General features: G+C 38.5%; 25 protein-coding genes and 1 pseudogene. 22 read left to right on the forward strand and 4 right to left on the reverse strand.

Features of this window, described 5'->3' with window-relative positions:
* Positions 1–30: 30 nt before the first annotated feature.
* The 21 genes and pseudogenes from F598_RS0104830 (at position 31) to F598_RS0104940 (ending at position 18,448) form a co-directional block, all read left to right on the forward strand.
* Entirely contained in the window at positions 31–1,104 is a 1,074-nt protein-coding gene (locus tag F598_RS0104830; RefSeq protein WP_019037895.1) for a 2Fe-2S iron-sulfur cluster-binding protein, read from the forward strand.
* Between the two features lie 40 nt (positions 1,105–1,144).
* Positions 1,145–2,107, forward strand: a complete 963-nt coding sequence (gene paaA, locus F598_RS0104835) for a 1,2-phenylacetyl-CoA epoxidase subunit PaaA (protein WP_211209322.1) — start codon at positions 1,145–1,147, stop codon at positions 2,105–2,107.
* Positions 2,108–2,166: 59 nt separating this feature from the next.
* Entirely contained in the window at positions 2,167–2,466 is a 300-nt protein-coding gene (locus tag F598_RS14760) for a four helix bundle protein (protein WP_019037897.1), read from the forward strand.
* 102 nt (positions 2,467–2,568) lie between these two features.
* Positions 2,569–2,859 (forward strand): 1,2-phenylacetyl-CoA epoxidase subunit PaaB, encoded by a 291-nt coding sequence (gene paaB, locus F598_RS0104845; RefSeq protein ID WP_019037898.1) that lies wholly within the window; start codon positions 2,569–2,571, stop codon positions 2,857–2,859.
* Between the two features lie 38 nt (positions 2,860–2,897).
* Complete coding sequence (paaC, locus tag F598_RS0104850; RefSeq protein ID WP_019037899.1) at positions 2,898–3,653, forward strand: 1,2-phenylacetyl-CoA epoxidase subunit PaaC; 756 nt, start codon at positions 2,898–2,900, stop codon at positions 3,651–3,653.
* 84 nt (positions 3,654–3,737) lie between these two features.
* Positions 3,738–4,238: a 1,2-phenylacetyl-CoA epoxidase subunit PaaD gene (paaD, locus tag F598_RS0104855; RefSeq protein ID WP_019037900.1), complete on the forward strand. Its 501-nt coding sequence runs from the start codon at positions 3,738–3,740 to the stop codon at positions 4,236–4,238.
* 251 nt (positions 4,239–4,489) lie between these two features.
* Positions 4,490–5,272 carry an enoyl-CoA hydratase-related protein gene (locus F598_RS0104865; RefSeq protein WP_019037902.1) on the forward strand — a complete coding sequence of 261 codons (783 nt, stop codon included), beginning with the start codon at positions 4,490–4,492 and terminating at the stop codon, positions 5,270–5,272.
* Positions 5,273–5,328: 56 nt separating this feature from the next.
* A pseudogene (locus tag F598_RS15585) lies at positions 5,329–5,694 on the forward strand (four helix bundle protein).
* A gap of 273 nt (positions 5,695–5,967) precedes the next feature.
* Positions 5,968–7,140, forward strand: a complete 1,173-nt coding sequence (locus tag F598_RS0104880) for a 3-hydroxyacyl-CoA dehydrogenase NAD-binding domain-containing protein (protein ID WP_019037905.1) — start codon at positions 5,968–5,970, stop codon at positions 7,138–7,140.
* A 52-nt stretch (positions 7,141–7,192) separates the two neighbouring features.
* Entirely contained in the window at positions 7,193–7,579 is a 387-nt protein-coding gene (locus F598_RS0104885) for a four helix bundle protein (protein WP_019037906.1), read from the forward strand.
* On the forward strand, positions 7,569–8,015 hold the full coding sequence (locus F598_RS0104890) for a PaaI family thioesterase (RefSeq protein ID WP_019037907.1): 447 nt from the start codon (positions 7,569–7,571) through the stop codon (positions 8,013–8,015). The genes F598_RS0104885 and F598_RS0104890 overlap by 11 nt, the downstream gene beginning before the upstream one ends.
* A gap of 192 nt (positions 8,016–8,207) precedes the next feature.
* Positions 8,208–9,416, forward strand: coding sequence for a 3-oxoadipyl-CoA thiolase (gene pcaF / locus F598_RS0104895; protein ID WP_019037908.1), 1,209 nt, complete (start codon positions 8,208–8,210; stop codon positions 9,414–9,416).
* A 58-nt stretch (positions 9,417–9,474) separates the two neighbouring features.
* Positions 9,475–9,720 (forward strand): ribbon-helix-helix domain-containing protein, encoded by a 246-nt coding sequence (locus F598_RS0104900; RefSeq protein WP_019037909.1) that lies wholly within the window; start codon positions 9,475–9,477, stop codon positions 9,718–9,720.
* A complete protein-coding gene (locus F598_RS0104905; RefSeq protein ID WP_019037910.1) occupies positions 9,717–10,049 on the forward strand; it encodes a type II toxin-antitoxin system PemK/MazF family toxin in 333 nt (110 codons plus the stop codon). The genes F598_RS0104900 and F598_RS0104905 overlap by 4 nt, the downstream gene beginning before the upstream one ends.
* Before the next feature lie 16 nt (positions 10,050–10,065).
* Positions 10,066–12,576 carry a phenylacetic acid degradation bifunctional protein PaaZ gene (paaZ, locus tag F598_RS0104910; RefSeq protein WP_019037911.1) on the forward strand — a complete coding sequence of 837 codons (2,511 nt, stop codon included), beginning with the start codon at positions 10,066–10,068 and terminating at the stop codon, positions 12,574–12,576.
* 88 nt (positions 12,577–12,664) lie between these two features.
* Positions 12,665–13,417, forward strand: coding sequence for an enoyl-CoA hydratase/isomerase family protein (locus tag F598_RS0104915; protein ID WP_019037912.1), 753 nt, complete (start codon positions 12,665–12,667; stop codon positions 13,415–13,417).
* Between the two features lie 27 nt (positions 13,418–13,444).
* Positions 13,445–13,798, forward strand: a complete 354-nt coding sequence (locus F598_RS0104920) for a GIY-YIG nuclease family protein (protein WP_019037913.1) — start codon at positions 13,445–13,447, stop codon at positions 13,796–13,798.
* 43 nt (positions 13,799–13,841) lie between these two features.
* The gene (locus F598_RS0104925; protein ID WP_019037914.1) at positions 13,842–14,441 is read left to right on the forward strand and encodes an acyltransferase; all 600 of its coding nucleotides are present in this window, start codon (positions 13,842–13,844) and stop codon (positions 14,439–14,441) included.
* 43 nt (positions 14,442–14,484) lie between these two features.
* Positions 14,485–15,810, forward strand: a complete 1,326-nt coding sequence (locus F598_RS0104930; protein ID WP_019037915.1) for a dihydrolipoamide acetyltransferase family protein — start codon at positions 14,485–14,487, stop codon at positions 15,808–15,810.
* 138 nt (positions 15,811–15,948) lie between these two features.
* Positions 15,949–16,326, forward strand: coding sequence for a GxxExxY protein (locus F598_RS0104935; RefSeq protein ID WP_019037916.1), 378 nt, complete (start codon positions 15,949–15,951; stop codon positions 16,324–16,326).
* A gap of 67 nt (positions 16,327–16,393) precedes the next feature.
* A complete protein-coding gene (locus F598_RS0104940; protein WP_019037917.1) occupies positions 16,394–18,448 on the forward strand; it encodes an alpha-ketoacid dehydrogenase subunit alpha/beta in 2,055 nt (684 codons plus the stop codon).
* 282 nt (positions 18,449–18,730) lie between these two features.
* On the opposite strand, the gene F598_RS0104945 is transcribed toward F598_RS0104940, so the two are convergent.
* Positions 18,731–19,543 carry a sterol desaturase family protein gene (locus F598_RS0104945; RefSeq protein WP_019037918.1) on the reverse strand — a complete coding sequence of 271 codons (813 nt, stop codon included), beginning with the start codon at positions 19,541–19,543 and terminating at the stop codon, positions 18,731–18,733.
* Between the two features lie 107 nt (positions 19,544–19,650).
* Entirely contained in the window at positions 19,651–20,316 is a 666-nt protein-coding gene (locus tag F598_RS0104950; RefSeq protein ID WP_019037919.1) for a ferredoxin reductase domain-containing protein, read from the reverse strand.
* Between the two features lie 147 nt (positions 20,317–20,463).
* Here F598_RS0104950 and F598_RS0104955 point away from each other — a divergent pair, with 147 nt between their 5' ends.
* Positions 20,464–21,312, forward strand: a complete 849-nt coding sequence (locus F598_RS0104955; RefSeq protein ID WP_019037920.1) for a mechanosensitive ion channel family protein — start codon at positions 20,464–20,466, stop codon at positions 21,310–21,312.
* Here F598_RS0104955 and F598_RS0104960 read toward each other — a convergent pair.
* A complete protein-coding gene (locus F598_RS0104960) occupies positions 21,309–22,493 on the reverse strand; it encodes a pyridoxal phosphate-dependent aminotransferase (protein WP_019037921.1) in 1,185 nt (394 codons plus the stop codon). The two genes, F598_RS0104955 and F598_RS0104960, sit on opposite strands and share 4 nt — an antisense overlap.
* A gap of 10 nt (positions 22,494–22,503) precedes the next feature.
* On the reverse strand, positions 22,504–23,598 hold the full coding sequence (locus F598_RS0104965) for a fatty acid desaturase family protein (protein WP_019037922.1): 1,095 nt from the start codon (positions 23,596–23,598) through the stop codon (positions 22,504–22,506).
* Positions 23,599–23,629 lie beyond the last annotated feature (31 nt).

The raw sequence follows: 23,629 nt of genomic DNA on the forward strand, positions 1-23,629 counted from the left end.
TTGTTAGTTTTGTTATCAAATTGAGAATAAATGCCAAGTTTTTTTCCGATAAAAGTAAAGGATGTTCATAAAGAGACAGAAGATTGTTCTGTAGTTACTTTTGATATTCCAGAAGAGTTGAAATCTGACTTTAGTTATCATCAAGGTCAGCATTTAACTTTAAAAAAAGATATAAATGGTGAAGATGTTAGGCGGTCTTACTCCTTATGTTCGAGTCCAGTGGATGATGAATGGAAAGTAGCTGTAAAGCAAATTTTTGAAGGGAAATTTTCAACCTATGTCAACCAAGAGTTGAAAGTTAACGATGTCTTAGAAGTCATGCCTCCAAGTGGAGAATTTGGAGTTGATATTCAACAAGAGGTCGAGAAAACTTACTTATTTTTTGCTGCAGGAAGTGGAATCACTCCCATTTTATCCATGATCAAGACACATTTAGCAAAAGAGCCGAAATCAACTTGTAAGCTATTTTACTTGAATAAGAATGCTAAATCCATTATCTTTAAGGAAGAAATCGAGCAAATTCGCAACAAGTACTTTGGTAGGTTGGAAATTTTTTATTTCCTCACCCGCGAACAGCGAGACATTGAATTATTGAATGGACGCTTTACGCCAGAGAAAATTCAAACGCTTTCTAAAACGGTGTTTGATATTGAAGAAGTAAGTGATGTGTTTATTTGTGGTCCGGAACAAATGATTTTTATGATTCGTGATGAGCTGACTGAACTTGGCTTAAGCAAAAACAGCATTCACTACGAATTATTTGTTTCTGGTTTATCTGAAGAAGATAAGAAGAGAGCTGAGGCAGCTATGGCTAAGCGAAAAGACGGAACTCAAATCACTATTTTAGATGGAGGGAAAGAGTTTCACTTTGCCATGACTAAAGAATATGATAATATCCTGGATGCCGCTCTGGCTGCAGGAGCAGATTTACCTTTCGCCTGCAAAGGTGGAGTCTGTAGCACTTGTAAGTGTGAAGTAAAGGAGGGGAATGTTGAAATGAAGTTGAATTACGCTTTAGAAAAAGAAGAAGTTGCTCAAAATCTGGTGCTTAGCTGTCAGGCTGTACCAACAACAGACCAAGTGACTGTCGATTTTGATGTATAATATAAGTTGAATAATTTAAGCTATGAATACTATGGAAACTATGAAGAATACAAATGAACAAACGAAAAGCTTAGAAGATATTTTTGAAGCTAAGATCGCTCGTGATGAAAAAATTGAGCCTAAAGATTGGATGCCAGAAAAGTATAGAAAAACCCATATACGTCAGATTTCGCAGCATGCGCACTCTGAGATTGTCGGTATGCTTCCTGAAGGCAACTGGATCACTAGAGCGCCTTCTTTGAGACGTAAAGTAGCACTTCTAGCTAAAGTTCAGGATGAAGCCGGTCATGGTCTTTATTTATATTCAGCTTGTGAAACACTAGGTGTATCTAGAGAAGAATTATACGAGCAGTTACATTCTGGTAAAGCTAAATATTCTAGCATATTTAATTATCCAACTCTGACTTGGGCAGATATTGGCGCCATTGGTTGGTTAGTGGACGGTGCTGCGATTATTAATCAGGTTCCGCTTTGTAGCACCTCTTTTGGACCTTACGCCAGAGCAATGGTACGCGTATGTAAAGAGGAGAGTTTCCACCAAAGACAGGGCTATGAAATTATGATGACCCTATGTAATGGTACTCAGGAGCAGAAAGACATGGCTCAAGACGCCCTTAATAGATGGTGGTGGCCTGCATTAATGATGTTAGGACCAACCGATGATGCTTCCACGCATACAGAACAGTCCATGAAATGGAAATTAAAACGCAAAACTAACGATGAATTGCGTCAGCAATTTATCGATCAAACGGTACCGCAGGCGGATATTTTAGGATTGAAAGTACCAGATGAAGATTTAAAATATAACAATGAAACTGGTCATTATGACTTTGGTGAGATCGACTGGGAGGAATTCTGGCAAGTCGTAAAAGGTCACGGCATGTGTAATAAAGAACGAATCTCAGCTAGAAAAAATGCCTGGGATAATGGTGAATGGGTAAGAGATGCTGCTGTTGCTTACGCTGAAAAGCAAGCCGATAAAGAAGTTAAAGAAGCTGTATAGACTGAAATCGAACTTGAAGTTGAAGTCGAACTCAGAAATTTAGTAGTAAATCGGATACTATGAATTATGATTTAAGTGATCGATTAGAAAATTTTGCTGCTAATATTATTTTACTTTACGATAAGAAACCTTCAAGTTATGCAGGCGACTATCTAGCTAAACAACTTATAAGACCATTGTGCTCATCAGCATTAAATTATGGTGAAGTCCTTGGAGCTCAATCTGAGAAAGATAAACTATTCAAATTGAGTATTTGTTTAAAAGAACTTAGAGAGTGTTTGCGAAATCTAAATATTCAAATGAAAGCAGGGTTGTTTGAAAATGAAAAATTGGAAACTTTAAAAGGTGAGAATGATTAGTTAATTAGAATAATTGTAACTCGAATTAAAAATATTAAGAAGTTATAATGAAGTTTCGATTTCAATTTCTACTTCAGTTTCAATAACTAAGAATATTAAAATATGAAAAACAAGAAAAACTGGCCACTCTGGGAAGTGTTTGTAAGAAGTAAAAATGGTTTAGAACATCGTCACTTTGGGAGTTTACACGCTCCGGATGCTGATATGGCGCTAAAAAACGCCAGAGATGTATACACCCGAAGAAGTGAAGGGGTAAGTATTTGGGTGGTAGAGTCTAAGAATATCAAAGCTTCCAATCCAGATGATAATGGGGAAATGTTTGAGCCCGCGGCCGATAAAGCTTATCGTCATCCTACATTTTACGAGCTGCCAGACGATATCGAGCACATGTAGCAAATTAGACCTTTTTGTTCCCTAAAAGACAATTCAAAATGACAAATGAAAATTTAATTGAATACATCTACGGCATCGCCGATAACTCCCTGATTTTAGGTCAGCGGATTTCAGAACTTTGTGGACACGGTCCCACTCTGGAGACTGATATTGCGATGACCAACATCGCTTTGGACTTGTTAGGTCAAACGAGAAGCTATTATCAGTATGTAGCTGAATTGTCCAAATCTGATATTACCGAAGACGATGTGGCGTTTTTGAGAACTGAGCGAGAATACAAAAATGTACTGCTAGTCGAGCAGCCTAATACAGATTTTGCTTATGTCATCACCAGACAATATTTTTTTGACGTCTTTCATTTTATGTTGCTCAAAGAATTGGAAAATTCAAAAAATGTCAACTTCCAAGCGATCGCCAAAAAGAGTTTAAAGGAAGTCTCTTACCATAAACGCTTTTCTGGGGATTGGCTCAAGCGTCTTGGAGATGGGACTGAAGAAAGTAAAAATAAAGCTCAAAAGGCAGTTAATGATTTGTGGGTATATACCAACGAATTATTTCAAATGACCTCTAACGATAAAATAATAGCAGAGGCTGGATACGGTGTCAACACTGAAGATTTGAAAGCCGAGTATTATAACGCTATTAAAGCATTACTTAAAGAAGCTACTTTGGATATCCCTGAGGTAGAATACTTCCAAAAAGGAGGAAAGGATGGAATTCATACTGAACATATGGGTTATATTTTGTCCGATATGCAATATATGCAACGCACCTATCCGGACATGAAATGGTAAATCTCAGACATTAGAGTTTAGATCATAGATTTTAGAATCTAAATCCAAAATTTTTAATTAATAATTAAAAATTCTTTTTATCACATGACTGATCAAGCAGACATAGCTACAGAACTTTACGATATTTTAAAATCGGTTCCCGATCCGGAAATCCCTGTGTTGTCCATCATCGACCTGGGGGTGGTTCGCTCAGCTAAACTTCTTGAAAATAAGGTTGCGAAAGTAGATATCACCCCAACTTACAGTGGATGTCCCGCTATGGATGTGATTGGTGATGATATTAAAACAGAGCTTCAAAAACACGGCTATACACCTCAAGTTAAACTTATACTTTCTCCGGCCTGGACTACAGACTGGATGACAGAAGAAGGTAAACAAGCCCTTAAAGAATACGGTATTGCCCCGCCCATGGATGCGACATCAGATAAGGATGCCCTGCTAGGTAATAAGCGTGTAATTCCTTGTCCACAATGCGATTCCAAAAATACAAGACTCGTGAGTCAGTTCGCTTCTACAGCTTGCAAAGCCATGTTTAAGTGTGAAGATTGTGAGGAAACCTTCGATTACTTTAAATGTTTAATTTAATAAGCCTTTGGCGGTTGCCCCTCACCATTACATTGGTGAATGGCCGGGCTTTCGGCAGTCGCTTTCCCGTTAAAAAACGGGAAGAGCTTCAACATATACCTCTATCCCTAACCGGGGCTCGTCCCAAAAGTTCAATGATTAAAATTTTCATTAGGCTTATGTCAAGATGGATTCTATTGACTCAATTTCCAAAGGGTTCACAAACCAATTTCGTAACTTTTCCATCTAAAAATCACTAAAACTCTAAATTTATGGATACCAGTATATTACTCAATATTCAAGATCAAGTGGCCTACATCACATTCAACAGGCCCAACAAATTCAACAGTTTTAATCGGGAAATGGCCTTTTTGCTTCAGAAAACCTTAGATGATTGCATTCGCAACGACGAGGTGAGAGCGATTGTATTAACCGGAGAGGGAAAGGCCTTTTGCGCCGGTCAGGATATTCAGGAAATCACCGATCCGGATCAACATCCGGGATTTAAACAAATACTCGACGATCATTACAATCCTATCATTACCAGAATCAGAAACGTAGAAAAACCAGTTGTTGCTGCAGTTAATGGTGTAGCGGCCGGTGCAGGTGCTAATATCGCTTTAGCCTGCGATATCGTGGTTGCTCACGAACAGGCCAGCTTTATACAGGCCTTTTCTAAAATCGGATTGATACCCGATTCTGCTGGGACTTTCTTTTTGCCTAGACTTGTAGGGTTTCAAAGAGCTTCAGCCTTAGCCATGCTTGGTGATAAAGTAGGTGCTGTAGAGGCAGAGCGCATGGGGATGATTTATAAGTACTTTTCTCCCGAGACGTACGAGGACGAAGTAAAAACAATGGCAGAAAAACTCGCTAAAATGCCTACCAAAGCGCTGGCTTACACTAAGAAGGCCTTAAACAAATCTTTCAACAATTCACTGGAAGAGCAGTTGGCTCTAGAATCGGAGTACCAAATCGCCTCTGCTTCCACTGAAGATTATGAAGAAGGCGTCAGTGCCTTTATGGAAAAGAGAGAAGCGAAGTTTAAAGGCAAATAAATAAATAATTTCAAAATGCAAATTTGTTATTTATCATTTCAAATTAGAGATTAGCAATGACAGCTTCAGAACTTGAAAATAGATTAATAGATTTTGCTGTAGCTTGTATTAAAATTGCAAGCAAAGCGAATAAATCTTTTGCTACAGAGCATTTGAATAGTCAATTGATTAGATCATCCACAAGTATTGCTCTTAACTATTCTGAAGCTCTTGGAGGTTCTTCATTCAGAGACTACATTTATTAAATGCAGATTTGTTTAAAAGAACTTAAAGAATCCAAAACCAATTTACGTATCCAATGTAGATCTAATTTTTATGAGGATGATGAATTAATCCAGACGTTAATCAAGGAGGTTGAGGAACTCATTAAGATTTTTTCAAAAAGCATAGCAACTTCGAAAAAGAAAAATGGATTGAAGTGAGCCTGTTCTTCTTAGTTAAGTCAAAAATTTGAAATAAGAATTTTGAAATGATGATTATAAAATTAATGAACATAGCAATTTTGACACTTTAAAGTAGATCTGAATCCAATGAGGATAATCATTAAATTCAGGCTTTTGATTGATAAAGCAGAGGAATTTATCAAGATTTTCCGAAGAGTATTGCAACCTCGAAAAAGCAAACGGATTGAAATAAGTTTATTTAAGCCTTAAAATTTGAAATAAGAATTTTGAAATGATAAATATAAAATATATATGATTACAGCAATAATAGGAAGCGGAACTATGGGAAGCGGTATTGCGCAGGTTGCTGCCACCGCTGGATGCCAGGTGAAGCTCTACGATACCAAAACAGAAGCACTGGATAAAGCCGAAAGCGCTTTAGAGAAGATATTACGTCGACTCATCGAAAAAGGGCGCATAGACGAAAAAGAAAAACAAAGGATACAGTCTAATATTAGTTATGTAGAAAGCTTGAAAGACCTCTCCGACGCCCACTTGACCATCGAAGCCATAGTAGAAAACCTGGAAGTCAAACAAAAAGTCTTTAGAGAACTGGAAAGCTATCAAAGCAAAGAGGCGATCATTGCCAGTAATACGTCCTCTTTGTCTATTGCCTCTATAGCTTCAGCTCTAGAACAACCTGAGCGCTGTATTGGGGTTCACTTTTTCAATCCGGCTCCGCTAATGCCCTTGGTGGAGATTGTACCCGCAGTACAGACCTCAGAAGAGGTTTTTGAAAAAGTATTTTCCACGATTAAAGATTGGAAAAAAGTGCCTGTTAAAGCGCAGGATACACCAGGCTTCATTGTAAATCGAGTCGCACGCCCGTTTTATGGTGAAGCGCTGAGAGTTTATGAAGAACGCTTTGCAGGAGTGCCTGAAGGCGAAGCTGGATTTGCCACGATTGATTGGGCCATGAAAGAGTTTGGTGGGTTTAAAATGGGGCCTTTTCAGTTGATGGATTTTATTGGTAATGATGTGAATTATACCGTCACTGAAACCGTTTTTGAAGCCTTCTATTACGACCCACGTTATAAACCTTCCTTTACACAAAAACGCTTTGCAGAAGCAGGCTATTTAGGCCGAAAGTCAGGCAAAGGCTTTTATGATTACATTGAAGGCACTAAGAAAGTGGCCCCTCTAAAAGATCAGAAAATGGGACAGAAAATCTTTGATCGGGTCCTGGTGATGTTGATCAATGAAGCTGCTGATGCTTTGTTTCTGAACATCGCCACCGCTAAAGATATTGATTTGGCTATGACCAAGGGAGTGAATTATCCTAAAGGTCTCTTAGAATGGGCCAACGAAAAAGGAATTAGCTGGTGTGTTGAGCAGATGGATCAGCTTTATGATACTTACCGTGAAGATCGGTATAGGTGTAGTCCAATACTAAGGAAGATGATGAGAGAAGGTAGTAGATTTTAGGCCTTAGGTCTTAAGAAATGGGTGTTAGAGATTAGGAAAAAATAGCTAAGAAATGAAAAAGTCTAAGTTTCATTTTAAGTTCGAAGATTTGAAAGTTTATCAAAAAGCGATGAGCTTTGGTGAAATTATTCATGAACAAACTCAACATTTCCCTAAAGAGGAGCGATTTGAACTGACTTCACAATTTAAAAGGGCTAGTGATTCTATTGCTTTGAATATTGCAGAAGGTTCTGCTGGAACCGACAAGCAATTCCATAATTACTTGGGTAATGCATATTATAGTTTACACGAATGTGTCTCTTGTAGTTCAAAAGCTTTTAACAGAAATTACCTTAGTCGAGAAGAAAATGAAAAAAACAGAGAGCACTTAGTTGAACTGGCAAAAATGATTAGTAGCCTACGTGTATTAATTTCTAAACAAATTAAAAATGGTCAATGATAAAAAAAATCTAGAACCCATAGCCTACCACCTAATACCTAAAAGGATGCTCTCCCAAGATCCCTTCAGCACCTGGCTGGGGATTGAAATTTTAGAGGTGAGTCTTGGGAAGTGTAAGGTAGGTATGACTATAAGACCTGAAATGCTCAATTCTATGCAGAAAGCTCACGGTGGGATTTCTTATGCCTTGGCAGATACGGCATTTGGTTTTGCAGCGAATACTTATGGTAAATATGCAGTATCCATAGAGACCTCAATCAATCATATTGAAGCTTTAGAAGTCAACGATTACATTACCGCAGAATCTAAAGTGGATGTGACTAAAAACAGACTAGGATTTCACTACGTAGAAGTCAAACGAGGAGATGAAGTTGTAGCGCTTTTTAAAGGCGTAGTGTTTAGGACTTCTAAGAAATGGAAATTAAATGGGAATTAAATTTTATAAATTGAAAACGAATTTGCGTTAGGGATTGTAGTGGAAAGCCCGAAAGGCTAGTGATGAGCTGAAACAGCTTTGAGCATAGCGACTAAAAGAAGCTCATGCTCTATGCTTGTGAAAGCCAACACTAGACTAAGTACTTGAAGCGAAGAGCCCGTCAACGCCCAACAAAATAACAAACTATAAGATATGGATGCATATATAATCGATGGAATACGAACACCGATAGGTAATTATAAAGGAACATTGTCACCAGTAAGAGCAGACGATTTGGGGGCTTTAGTCATCAAAGAATTAATAATCAGAAATGCTTCCATCCCCAAAGAAGCTTACGATGATGTGATATTAGGCTGCGCCAATCAGGCAGGAGAAGACAACCGCAACGTAGCTCGCATGTGTTCACTCCTGGCTGGATTACCGCATTCGGTTCCTGGGGAAACAGTCAACCGCCTTTGCAGTAGCGGACTCTCGGCCATCATCCACGCCAATCGGGCCATAAAAGCCGGGGACGGAGATTTGTTTATTGCCGGAGGCGTAGAGCATATGACGCGAGGGCCCTACGCTATAGCTAAGCCCTCATCTGCCTATGGTAATGATGCTAAAATGTACGATACCAGTTTTGGATGGCGGTTTGTTAACCCTAAAATGCATGAAATGTATGGCACCGACGGCATGGGAGTAACCGCTGAAAATTTGGTAGATATCCATAAGATTTCTCGAGAAGATCAGGATGCGTTTGCTTATCATTCACAAATGAAAGCTGCTAAAGCCCAAGAGACCGGTCGACTGGCAAAAGAAATTGTAGCTGTAAGTATCCCCAGAAGAAAACAAGACGACTTGGTGTTTGCTCAGGACGAATTCATTAAACCTCAAACCAAACTTGAAGTACTTGGTAAATTAAGACCTGCCTTTAGAAAAGACGGTAGTGTGACTGCTGGTAACTCTTCAGGACTTAATGATGGATCTGCGGCAACGCTTATTGCTTCCCAAAAGGCAGTAGATACTTACGGCTTGAAACCTATGGCTAAAATTCTAAGTTCTGCAGTTGTAGGTGTGGAGCCAAGAATAATGGGCATCGGTCCTGTTGAGGCTTCCAACAAGGCTTTAGCTAAAGCCGGGTTGACTATGGATGACATGGATATCATTGAGCTTAATGAAGCCTTTGCAGCGCAGTCTCTGGCTTGTATTCGGGCCTGGGGACTTAAGGATGATGATCCCCGAATTAATCCAAATGGAGGAGCGATTGCCATTGGTCATCCATTGGGCGTGACTGGAGCAAGACTGGCCCACACAGCGGCCCTTCAGCTTCAACTGACTGATAAAAAATATGCTTTAGTTACCATGTGTGTAGGCGTTGGGCAGGGCTATGCCGCAGTTATAGAGAACCTAAGTAAATAATTCTCACATTAATAAATACAAAATATAAATATGTTTTATATTTACTAAAAATAAAGACATGACAACGTTTACCTCTTCACTTCCAGATGATTTGCTAGATAAATTAGCCAAAGCTTCTTCCAAATTAAAAATGCCTAAGAATAAGATTATAGAAAGAGCATTGGACATTTATTTGGAACAACTCGATAGGGCAGCTTATGAAAAATCCTATAAAAGAATGGCTAAAGATCCAGATATGATTGCCATGGCTGAAGAAGGAATGGCAGATTATTTTGAGCTCTTAAAGGAATTTGACCAAAAATGAAAAAAGGAGAAATTTGGGAAGTATTCCTCGATCCTACCATTGGAAGCGAACAAAGTGGACGACGTCCTGCGGTAGTTATTTCTGGTGATCTAGCTAATAAACATTTAAATACAATTATAATTTGCCCTTTAACTTCAAAACTTAAGAATTATCACGGTAATTTAATTGTTAGCCCAAATTCAAAAAATGGTTTGAAAAGAAAATCTGAGGTAATGTCAGTACATGTAAGATCTATTTCCAAAGAAAGGTTCAAGAAAAAACTAGGTCACTTCAATCATAATGAAATGGAAGTTGTTATCGAAAACCTTGAGAAAATTATTAAATATTGATTTTAAATATTAAAACATGCAAACCACACAAAGTTATATAAAAGGACAATGGACACAAGGAAAAGGAGAGGGTCATCCGATTTATGATTCCATCACTGGAGAACAGTTCACCAATGTGAATGTCGAAGGATTCGATATTCCTGAAGTTCTAGCTTATGGAAGAGAAAAAGGAGAGGCCTTGCGACAAATGACCTTTCAGGAGCGCGGAAATATGCTGAAGTCTTTAGCCTTTTACCTTCAAAAAAGAAAAAAAGCATTTTACGAATTGAGCTACCGCACTGGGGCTACCAAAATGGACTCCTGGTTTGATATAGACGGGGGATTTGGTAATCTGTTTGCCAATGCCTCATTAAGAAAATTGTTTCCCAATCAGCCGTTTGATGTAGAAGGGGATCCTATAGATTTATCCAGAGGCGGACGCTTTATGGCTCATCATATTTTGGTGCCTAAAGAAGGGGTGGCCGTTCATATCAATGCGTTTAACTTTCCGGTGTGGGGAATGCTGGAAAAATGTGCTGTCAACTGGATGGCCGGAGTGCCGGCTGTGGTTTTGCCAGCTCCTCAATCTGCTTACTTAACTGAAGCCGTGGTTAAAGAAATTATTGCCTCAGGTATTTTACCTGAAGGGGCTCTACAATTAATTTCTGGTACTGAAAAAACAATCCTGGAGAGTGTAGAGTCTCAGGATATTGTGACGTTTACCGGTTCTGCAGCTACGGGGAGATTATTAAAGAATCACCCAAGATTACTAGAAGAATCAGTACCATTTACTATGGAGGCAGATTCTCTAAACGCCTGTATTCTTGGAGAAGACGCCGTCCCAGGAACTCCAGAGTTTGATCTGTTCATCAGAGAAGTTCGAAATGAAATGACGGTGAAATGCGGACAGAAATGTACAGCGATTCGTCGAGCTATTGTACCAGAATCCCTGATTGAGGACGTTCAGATTGCCTTAGGTAAAGCTTTAGATAAGGTTACTTTGGGTGATCCTAGATTGAAAGAGGTAAGAATGGGAAGCTTAATCGACAAAAAACAGGTAGAAGCCGTTAAAAACGCAGTCAATGAAATTTCTAAAACAGCTGAAGTAGTTTACGGGGGCTTTAATTCGGCTGAGACTATTAACGCCGATTTTGAAAAAGGAGCTTTCATCAAACCAATTTTGATGAGAGAGGATCAGCCTTTTAAAAATGAAGCCGCTCACATTACCGAAGCTTTCGGTCCGGTGAGTACATTAATGCCTTATAAAAGTCTGGAAGAAGCGATTCAACTTTCAAAAAAAGGAAAGGGTTCGTTGGTGAGTTCTATTTTTACCAACGATGATGCTATTGCTCGTGATTATACCCTTCAGGCGGCTTCTCATCACGGTCGGATCATGTCAATAAACAGAGAATCGGCCAAGCAAAGCACAGGACATGGTTCGCCGCTACCAAACCTTATTCACGGTGGCCCAGGTCGCGCCGGAGGAGGTGAAGAGATGGGAGGTAAGCGAGGCATTAAACACTTTATGCAACGCTGTGCCATCCAGGGCAGTCCAACAACTTTAACTGAAATCACAGGAATTTATCAGCCTAAAGCAGATTATAAAGAGGCTGAAAGGCATCCATTTGCTTACCATTGGGAGGATATTCAGCCCGGGATGTCACTTAAAACCCACAACCGAACATTAACCGATACCGATATCATCAACTTTGGTAACCTAACCTGGGATCATTTTTATGCGCATACCGATATCACGTCTTTGGAAGGAAGCATATTTGAACAGCGTACTGCTCACGGCTATTTCATTATTTCTGCTGCTGCTGGATTATTCGTCTATCCCAATAAAGGCCCGGTTGCTGCGAATTACGGTTTAGAAGAGATTAGATTCTTAAGACCGCTGTATCATAACGATACGATTAATGTGCGTTTGACCTGTAAAGAAAAAGTGGATCGCGACCCCAAAGGAAAAGAATTGCCTAGTGGTATTGTAAAGTGGTACGTGGAGGTTTTCGATGTCGAAGCCGTGGAAGAAGAGGATAAATTGGTGGCTATAGCTACGATATTGACGATGGTTCAGAAAAAACAGGAGACTTTTCACGAAGTAGATAAAGGGTTCATTGAAAATAAATTGAAATCGCTTTCAGCAGATGATAAAGCTAAGTGGGGTAAAATGACACCACAGCATATGCTTGAGCACTTGGAAATGACTCTTCGTATCGCTACTGGCGAAATTTCAAACTTTAAGGTGGTCACTCTAGAAGAGCATATTGAGAAAGTACAGGAAACTCTCTATACTTATGAGAAGATGCCTCGAGGCTACAAGTTTCCTTTAATTAAGGAGGATGAGTTAGAAGCGCTGAAGCATGAAAATATCGAAGAGGCGAAAAAGTCTCTACTTCAGGCTTATGAAGCTTATGAAGCTTTCTTTAGAGAACATCCAGAGGTAACGACCAAAAATGCGGTATTTGGAGAACTCAACGCTTTTGAATGGAAACTTTTAAATCGAAAACATTTCAATCATCACTTTGAACAGTTTGGATTGATTTAGTATAAACTAAAGCTAATTCAATTGTAAAGCATACGAACAATCATTAGTTTTGAAGATAATTCGAAAACGATTGAGAAAACTATAAACCATGACGAAACCTTACGTTAAAAAAGACATACAAGACAAAATTGCAACCATAGAATTTTTTCATCCTGCTCACAATTCATTACCAAGTGATATACTGGCTCAACTTGCAGAAACCATTACAGAAGTTGGGAGTAATGATGAAGTATTAGTTATTATTTTAAAGTCAGGAGGTGACCGAACGTTTTGCGCGGGTGCAAGTTTTAAAGAGTTGATTTCTATAGAAGACGAAAAAACCGGGGAACAATTTTTTAGTGGCTTTGCCAATGTCATCAATGCGATGCGAAAATGTCCAAAGTTTATTATTGGTAGAGTACAGGGTAAAACCGTAGGAGGGGGAGTAGGTTTAGCTTCCTCTATGGATTATTGCATGGCGACTAAGTATGCTTCTATCAAATTGAGCGAATTGAATCTAGGTATTGGTCCTTTTGTTGTAGGACCTGCTGTGGAGCGTAAGCTAGGGGTGAGTGGTATGTCACAAATCGCTATAGATGCCAATACTTTTTATACGGCTGAATGGGCTAAAGACAAAGGTTTATTTGCTAATGTGTACGACACCACTGAGGACTTAGATATCGCTGTATCAGAGTTTGCTAAAAATTTATGTGAATATAACCCCGAAGCGGTTAAACATATGAAACAAATGTTCTGGAGAGGCACAGAAGATTGGGATGAACTGTTACAAGAACGTGCTAAAATAAGTGGAAAATTAGTCTTGAGTTCTTTTACCAAAGAGAAGCTGAAGAGGTTTAAGTAATAAACATCCGTGAAAACGGATGTCTTAATGCACAAAGAATTATGCGATAAATCAAACCTTTATATGTCTTATTATGTTTACGTAATGACGAATAAATCTAATTCGTTAATATATATTGGAGTAACTGATAATTTAGACGAGCGAGTGAAAGAGCACAAATTGAAAGTCCATCCGAACTCTTTCACTTCACGCTATAATTGTAATAAACTAGTCTATTTTGAAGAGTTTGAGAACGATTCAGATGCAAGCCTAAGAGAAAGAAGATTTAAAAAATGGAATAGGGCTTGGAAAGTTGATTTAATTGAAGAAATGAATCCAAATTGGTCTGATTTAACTGATAATTGGAATTTAGATTTATCTAACACTCGGCTCTCAAAATAGAATGAATTAGGCGGAAAGAGATTTCCGCAAAAGCGGAAATAAAATGATCTATAAATTCAAAAATCATATACCAGTAATCCACCCCTCCAGCTTTGTGCACCCCCAAGCCGCTATTACTGGCAATGTGATCATCGGGAAAGATTGCTACATCGGTCCAGGGGCCGCCATTCGAGGTGATTGGGGGGAGATCATTTTAGAAGATGGTGTGAATGTCCAGGAAAATTGCACGGTACATATGTTCCCAGGGAAAAGCATTACTCTAAAAACCGGAGCACACGTAGGCCACGGGGCTATTATTCATGGAGCCAATCTTGGAGAAAATTGTTTGATTGGTATGAATGCGGTGATCATGGATGATGCTGACATCGGAGCTGAGTCGATTATCGGTGCTTTAGCCTTTGTAAAAGCTGAAACAAAGATTCCAAAACGAAGTTTAGTTGTAGGAAATCCGGCTAAAATCATCAAAGAAGTATCAGATGAAATGATCGCCTGGAAAACAGCGGGAACTCGTTTATATCAGCAGTTACCAGCCGACTGTCATGAGAGTCTGCAAGTAGTTGAACCCTTAAGAGAAATACCCAAAAACAGGCCTGTGCAAGAAGATTTTTATAAAACATTGCAGGAATTTAAGAGCGGTAAATAATTAAAATGTAAAGGATCCAAATTAGAAGTAAGAATCAAAAATTATGAGTAATAAAACCACAGAATTTAAACTTCCAAAGATGGGAGAAAGCATCACAGAAGGTACCATTCTGAATTGGGTAGTGAATGTTGGGGATAGCTTTCAGGAAGGAGATATTTTGGTAGAAGTGGGAACTGATAAGGTCGATAATGAAGTTCCAGCACCTTCTGCTGGAACTTTAAAAGAAATTAAATTTGAAACTAATGATGTCGTAAAGGTCGGTGAGGTGATAGCTATTCTCGAAGCTTCAAATCAGGGAGACTCTTCATCAAAGGAAAAGAAAGTCTCTACCGAAGATAAAGAGCCAAAGGCAAAGTCAGAAAAACCCAGTCCTCAACAACTCAAGAAAAAACATAAAGAACCAACTAAGGCACCGGCGTCAACGGCATGGAAGTCAAGTTCTAGAGACAATCACTTTTATTCGCCCCTGGTTGAAAAAATAGCTAAAGACTATCATATTAGTTACGAAGAGTTAGCTAGAATACCGGCTACTGGAGTTCAAGATAGACTTAAAAAATCAGACATATTTAAATACATCGAACAGGGGAGGCCTGCTCAATTTGCCCAGCCTGAGCAAGTGGATACTCCTACAGGATTTCAGGTACCTGATTTAAAATTTGACAAAGGTAAAGGTAAGCCTGTAGAGATGGATAGGATGCGTCAAATGATAGCCGATCATATGGTGTTTTCCAAACATACCTCTCCACATGTTACGGCTTATGTGGAAGCTGACATGACCAACCTGGTCAATTGGAGAAATGAAAATAAGAGTAAATTCAAAGAAGAGACTGGTGAGAAACTCACATTTACCCCTCTGTTTATTCAAGCGGTGACTAAAGCTATTCAGGATTTCCCCATGATCAATTCATCATTGGATGGTAATCAAATCATCGTAAAAGACGATATCAATATTGGTATGGCTACTGCCTTACCAAGTGGTAATCTGATTGTACCGGTAGTAAAAAATGCAGACAAAAAAAACTTAGAAGAATTAGCTGGAGAAGTAAATGCTCTTGTCGCTAAGGCTAGAGATAACCAATTAAGCAGCGATGAAACCAAAGGCAGCACTTTTACCATATCTAATGTGGGGACCTTTGGCAGCTTGATGGGAACGCCAATTATTAATCAGCCGGAAGCAGCTATTTTAGCCACTGGAATTATCAAAAAACGTGCTGAGGTGATTGAATATGAAGATGGTGATAAAATCGAAATTAGACCGATGATGTACCTGTCCCTTTCTTTTGATCATCGTATTGTTGATGGGTATTTGGCTGGAAGTTTTTTAAGAAGAATTGCGGATTACTTTGAAAATTTGAATACCGACAATTAGAAACACGACGTATCGAGACAGGACATAACTTAGAATGATGAGACGACATAACTTTAAGAAGTTGTTAATTCGGAGAATTCGAAATTGAAATCACTTAAAGGCGCTAGGCCGCAAAAAAGAATGTAAATTTAGAAGCAAATGGATGAGAATCAACTTTCAAAAGTTATAGTAAATACAGCATATCAAATCCATAATAAGTTAGGTCCAGGTCTTCTTGAATCGGTTTATGAAGAAATTATGTATTTCGAACTTAGAAAGCAAAATTTAAATGTCGAGAGGCAAAAAACAATTCCTGTCATTTGGGATGATTTAAAAATGCAATTGGGTTTCAGGGCAGATATAATAGTAAACAATAAAGTAATTATCGAATTGAAATCTGTTGAAAATATCGCGCCTGTTCATCCAAAACAAGTATTGACTTACTTAAGATTAACAGAGCTAAAGTTAGGTTTACTTATCAATTTTAATGAATCATTAATTAAGAACGGAATCACAAGAATCGTTAATAATTTATAAACATTTTGAACTTCGCGTCTTTGCGACTTTGCGAGAGTTTTGACATAATTAAAAATATAAAATCATTATGATTTCAAAAGACATATTCAAAAAAGCTTTCACCAATCTAGTTACTGCTAAAGCTTTGGCAGAATTATACGAAGAGAATTTTAAAGTGGTATCAAAATATGTACATGCCACCTCTCGTGGTCATGAGGTGATTCAGACCGCAGTAGGCATGCAGCTAAAACCGCAGGATTATGTTTATCCATATTATAGAGATGATTCTGTTTTGCTGGCTATTGGCATGCAACCTAAGGATTTAATGCTTCAGCTATTGGCCAAAAAAGCGGATCCGTTTTCTGCAGGTAGGACCTACTATTCGCATCCTAGTTTAAATGATGCTGATAAACCTAAAATTCCGCACCAAAGTTCGGCAACAGGAATGCAAGCAATTCCAGCTACAGGGGCAGCTTTAGGATTTTCTTACAAAGAACACGAAAAGTCTGGTTTTGATAATGAAAATGAACTTCCGGTAGTCGTCTGCTCGCTTGGAGATGCTTCAGTCACCGAAGGTGAAATTGCAGAGGCTTTCCAAATGGCAGCCTTAAAGCAATTACCTATCATTTACGTCATTCAGGACAACGATTGGGATATTTCAGCTAACGCTGAAGAAACCAGAGCACAGAACGCTTTTGAATATGCTAAAGGCTTTCATGGTTTAGAAGCTATTAGTATTGACGGAACTGATTTTGTAGAGTCGTATACTGAATTTAAAAAAGTACTGGAGACCGTCAGAAAGGAGCGAAGACCTTTTCTGGTTCATGCTCAATGTCCCTTGCTGAATCACCATACTTCTGGTGTGCGTATGGAGTTTTATAGAGATGATTTGGAAGAGTCCAAAACCAGAGATCCCTACCCAAAACTAAGACAACAACTGCTGGACAGCGATTTTGCAGAAGATGAGCTCGATGCGATAGAAAAAGCAGCAAAAGCAGTGGTGGCTAAAGAATACCAGGAAGCCCTTCAGGCAGAAGATCCTAAACCAGAAGACCTATTTACTCATGATTTTGCACCAACACCGGTCACTGAAGAAAAAGGGGAACGCTCTCCGCAGGGAGCTGAGAAAGTCGTGATGGTGGATTGCGCCCTTTTTGCTATTGAAGAGCTGATGACCCAAAATAAAGAATGCTTACTTTACGGACAAGATGTAGGCGGACGATTGGGAGGCGTGTTTAGAGAGGCAGCCACTCTAGCGCAAAAATTCGGTGACCATCGCGTGTTCAATACACCGATTCAGGAGGCTTTTATAGTAGGGTCTACTGTGGGGATGTCGGCTGTTGGTCTAAAGCCAATTGTTGAAGTTCAGTTTGCAGATTACATCTGGCCAGGTCTTAATCAGTTGTTTACTGAGGTGAGCCGAAGCTGTTATTTATCCAACGGGAAATGGCCAGTGTCTATGATCTTGCGAGTGCCTATTGGTGCTTACGGAAGTGGAGGTCCATACCATTCTTCTTCGGTAGAAAGTGTGGTGTCAAACATCCGCGGACTTAAAATTGCTTACCCAAGTAATGGAGCCGATCTCAAAGGTTTAATGAAAGCCGCCTATCATGATCCCAATCCAGTGGTGATTTTTGAACACAAAGGCTTGTACTGGAGTAAAGTTCCAGGAACCAAAGGGGCGACAAGCATCGAGCCGGCAGAAGATTATGTACTACCTTTCGGAAAAGCATGGGTCTTACAGGAAATCTGGCCTCAGGATGATAAAGAAACGCTAAGCATCATCACCTACGGCATGGGTGTGCACTGGGCGATGAATGCTTCAGAGGAATTAGGTTTACAGGATCAGATCGAAATTGTTGATTTGAGAACATTACATCCCCTTGATGAAGAAACAATCATGAAATCAGTTAAAAAATGCAAGAAATGCTTAGTCGTTACTGAAGAACCTTCAGATAATACGTTTGCCAGAGCACTTAGTGGAAAAATTCAGGAACACTGTTTTCAAGATTTGGACGCTCCGGTAATGACGATAGGTTCAGAAAATATGCCAGCTATTCCGCTGAATTCAGTCCTGGAAGAAACCATGATTCCGAGCACACAAAAGGTTAAAGAAAAAATTCAGGAGTTACTGGACTATTAGTCTGATAAGTCGTCTTAAAATTTTGTTTTAGGGGACGAAACACTTTTGAGTATATTTTTAGTAACCTTAATCTAATTGTTTTTATAAAGCGCCAGCCTGGCATAAGGATAGAACGGAAAGCACGCAAAAAACAAAACTTTAGATCATGCGAAATCAAAAAGCGACTATTAGAAGCTCTTTTGATGAATTAATGATGCGCTTTTGTTTTGCGGACTTGGAGAGATAGCCTGGTCATGCCCCTATAAAAGCACAAAGGTTGAAAGCACTTTTTAGGAATCTAGATTATTTGGTCTTGATGTTTCGGTTGAAAGGGATTTTTAATTGAAACCAGACGTCTTCATCTTTGGAATCTTCCACGATGTCTAAGCCATATTGTATTTTGTTCTGATCCTCATAAAGGTAGGTGCCGAAAAGTCTATCCCAAATTGAAAACATATTTCCGTAGTTGGTATCAGTCCAGGGTAAATCCCTGTGGTGATGAAATTTATGCATTATTGGGGTCACGAACACATAACTTAGATACTTATCTATTCTACCAAGATTGATGTTGGCATGCGTAAAATAGGTAAAAAATACACTTAGAATCCGATAAAATAGATAATAGGAAATCGGCATTCCCATGATTATTACGGCAATTAAAGCAAAGGTTTCTCTTACCGTAAAATCCAATGGATGGTGTCTGGTTCCTGTGGTGACATCCACCTTGGTGTCACTATGATGAATGATATGCAGTCGCCACATCCACTTGACTTTATGTAATAGGAAATGAACGCCATATTGTGCGATAAAATCTAAAGCTAGCAAGGCTAAGAGTAATTCTACGGCTACCGGCAAGTCGATGAGATTCAACAATCCAAACTGGCTGGCTTCGATCCAGTAAAATACACCGAGCGTAAGTGCACCAAAACCAACGTTTATAATCATCGTAAATAGGAGGAAAATAAAATTTACTCCTGCATGTTTGGCTTTTTTGTATTTTAAGAAGGTCAAAGAATAGTAGCCTTCCAAAATCCAAAACACCGTCAAAACACCCACCACCCAGGCTAACTTCATCCAAATGGGCATTTCTTCGAAAAAAGCAAGAAATCCTGACATAATTTTAATTGTTTTTTTAAAAATACGTAAATCTGTTCATTTCTTGCTCTTAAAATTAAAAAGCCTCATATCGATGAGGCTTTTTATGTAGCTGAAAATGAGAATAATTACTCTTCAATAATGATATGCTCTTCTTTTACACCTAATTCTTTTAAATCATTAACCACGCTTTCTATCATTGGCTCTGGTCCGCAGACATAGAACTTTTGTTGTAAATTAAGGATGTGTTTTTTAAGGAAAGTTTGATCGATATGACCATGAGCATATTGATCCGTTTTTTCATCAGACAGGATGTTTATGAAGTTAGCGCCCAGCATGTCTTCCAACTCATCTTTAAGGATGATGTCTTTTTCCGACTTATTTGCAAAAATCAATTTGTTATTCTCGTTTTGGTCGCCATGTTTATGTCGGTTTCTCAAAATAGCGATTAATGGAGTAAGACCAGCCCCACCAGCTATAAAGGTACCTTCTTCTCTAAAATAGATATTACCAAAAATATCGGTTTGTAGAAATTCATCCCCTTCTTTTAAATCGAGTAACTGTTCCGTGACCCCGTTATGATCGGGATAGGTTTTGATGACAAATTCCAGATGGTCATCTTCTGGTAAACTCGTAAAGGTAAATGGTCGGCCTTCTTCTTTCCAGCCTTCTTTATTGATAAAAAGCTCTGTAGCTTGTCCCGGTTTAAAATCTAAATCTGATGGCTTTGTGGTTCGGATTTGAAGCACATCTGGTGTAATTTTTTGGATGGATTTAATCTGTAAAGTATTCATTTTTTATTTTTAAAAATACGAAAGCTAAAGCCCGTGTTTATAGTGATTAAGAAATTAAGCTCTCTTTTTTAACAGTATTGATTATGTCAGCAATATTTCTATGTTTGATAATTAATACTTACCTTTTAGATTATTATTTAAAAATTTATGGATACATCATTTATTGAAACTATCAAAGCCTATGTATTGGACCTGTTGAAGTATATAGGACCCAAATTACTCTACGCTTTAATTAGTATTATCATTGGTGTAATAGTCATTAGGCTCTTGATGAGGCTATTGAAAGCAACCTTAAGAAAATCCAGGGTTGAATTATCACTGAAGACCTTTGTAGAAAGCTTGTCTATTTTTGTTCTTTACGGGCTTTTATTCACTTTGGTAGGCTCTCTTCTTGGGGTCAAGGCCACTTCGTTTTTAGCTATTTTTGGAGCTGCGGGTATAGCAGTTGGCTTAGCCTTACAAGGAAGTTTAGCGAATTTTGCAGGTGGAGTGTTGATTTTGGTATTTAAACCTTTTAAGGTGGGAGATTTAATTGAGGTTAGTACCAATTTAGGGCATGTCATTAAGATTGATATTTTATACACGCGAATTGAAACCTTCGACGGTAGAATTATCACTATGCCTAATGGCAATGTCGCCAATAGTGATGTGGATAACCGGACAATGAATCCAATTAGAAGAATAGATCTCAGTTTAAAATTTCCACTGACTGAATCTTTAGACACTCTAAGACCAATTCTAGTAAAGGCTATGGAACAAAATCCAAATATTGAATCTACTCCAGCTCCAGATGTTTGGTTAGATCAAATCGGTGAATCTGAACTCCAGATTACTGCCAGATCCTGGGTGGAATCACCACTGTATTGGCCTACATACTGGGAACAGCTAGAAGCTGTAAAGAAAGCATTAGACCAGAACAATATTGAAATGCACGTTCCGAGAAGGATTGTTTACCAGGGTGGTGAACATAAACCTTCTGTAAAAAATGACAATTAACTCAAAGATTTACTGATTCTATTCATAGCTTCCTTGATATTATCTTCGCTAGCTGCATAAGAAATCCTAATACAGTTCGGATTGCCAAAAGCCTCACCGGTCACAGTAGCTACATTAGCGACTTCTAGTAAAAACATTGAGAAATCTGTTGCGTTTTCTATTTTTTTACCTCCATAAGTCTTTCCAAAGAAGGAAGAAACATTAGGGAAAATGTAAAAGGCGCCTTTTGGTTCGTTACATTCAAACCCAGGGATGGTTTCAACTAAATCTAATATAAGTTTACGTCTTGATTTAAACTTATCGATCATAAACTGAATCTTACTTACTGGGGCTTCAAGAGCTGTGATAACTGCACGCTGAGCAATACAATTGGCTCCACTAGTCACCTGGCCCTGTAGCTTCTTGCAGGCATTAGCAATTTTTTGTGGAGCTCCAATATATCCAATCCTCCAGCCTGTCATGGCAAAGGCCTTTGACACTCCATTTACAGTCACTGTCCTGTCATACATCTCTGGTATTTCGGCCATCGAAAATCTTTCCTCACCAAAATTGATGTGTTCATAAATCTCATCACTAACGACGATGATGTCTGGAAATTCTTTAAGAACTTCTGCTAGTGCTTTCAATTCATCTTTGGTATAAACAGAACCACTGGGATTACAAGGCGAACTGTACCAAAGCATTTTAGTTTTTGGAGTAATTGCCGACCTAAGCTGTTCAGGTGTCATTTTAAAATCCTGATCGATATCGGTTTCAACTTCAACCGGAACACCTTCGTTTAATTTAACAATATCACTGTAGCTAACCCAGTATGGGCAGGGAAGGATTACTTCATCTCCTGGATTCAACACCACCGATGCGATGTTGTATAAAGATTGTTTGGCGCCAGTTGAGACCACAATCTGGTTTAAGTCGTATTCCAGGTGATTGTCTCTTTTAAACTTAGTCTGTATGGCTTTTTTTAAATCCTCATAACCATCAACAGGTGTATAAGAGTTATAATTATCGTTGATGGCTTGAACAGCAGCTTCTTTGATAAAATCTGGAGTGTTAAAGTCTGGTTCTCCCAAACTTAAACCAATAATATCTTTGCCTTGTGCTTTGAGTTCTCTGGCTTTAGCTGCCATTGCTAAAGTGGCAGATGTTTCGAGTTTTTGGATTTTATCAGAAAGTTGAATCATAAATGTATTGTTATGAGAGTTGAGGTTCACTTCCAAGCATTCTTAAATGTCTAAAGTGAGAGCGAATAGCTTCGCGGGTTGATTCATATTCGTTGTAAGGAAGGTTGAATTCCTTTGCAGTCTCTTTTACGATCTTACTGATCTTGTCGTAGTGGATATGACTGATATTTGGGAAAATGTGATGCTCAACCTGATGATTTAAACCACCACTGAACCAGTTGATAATTTTATTATTGGTTGCAAAATTGGTTGTGGTAAATAGCTGGTGAATAGCCCAGGTATTTTTCATTTCTCCTACTTCATTCGGCATGGGCATGTCATTATTTTCTACCATATGCGCTAATTGAAAAATGATGCTCAAGATCAACCCAGCCGTATAGTGCATGATAAAAAAGCCAAGCAACACTTTCCACCAAACAATACCAATTAATATTGGTATCAATATCCAAATGGATAAATATATAAACTTTGTTACTCCAAGTATGCTCCACTGTTTCCATTTAGCTGGCATTTTGCCATAAGAAAGTTGACGTTTCAGATACCTCCTTGTCTGCTTAAAATCTGAAGTTAAGGCCCAGTTGAAAGTTAATAGCCCATAAAGAAAGACAGAATAAATATGTTGAAACTTGTGAAAACGCTTCCATTTGGCATGTTTGGAAAAACGTATAATACCTCCTGCATCAATATCTTCATCATGTCCGTGAATGTTGGTATATGTATGGTGGAGTACATTGTGTTGAACTTGCCAATTGTAAACATTACCTGCCAAGATATAAATGGAACTACCCATAAATTTGTTAACCCATTTTTTTCTTGAATAAGTGCCATGATTTCCATCATGCATCACATTCATTCCTACACCAGCCATTCCAGCTCCCATTAAGACCGTGAATAATAATTTCCACCAGTCTGAAATATCTAAGAACAAAATCAGAAAATAAGGAGTAAGAAACAAAGCAAACATGACTATGGTCTTCAAATGCAGTTTCCAGTTCCCTGTTTTTTTAATATTGTTCTCGTTAAAGTAAGTATTGACTCTTTTATTGAGTGTTTTAAAAAACTTTTGTGGGTCTTTTCTAGAGAATTTAATCGAAGGATTTGTCATCTTATAAATTTAATAAAAGCAAATATAAAAA

Source organism: Psychroflexus tropicus DSM 15496, from assembly GCF_000378765.1.
GTDB lineage: Bacteria > Bacteroidota > Bacteroidia > Flavobacteriales > Flavobacteriaceae > Psychroflexus > Psychroflexus tropicus.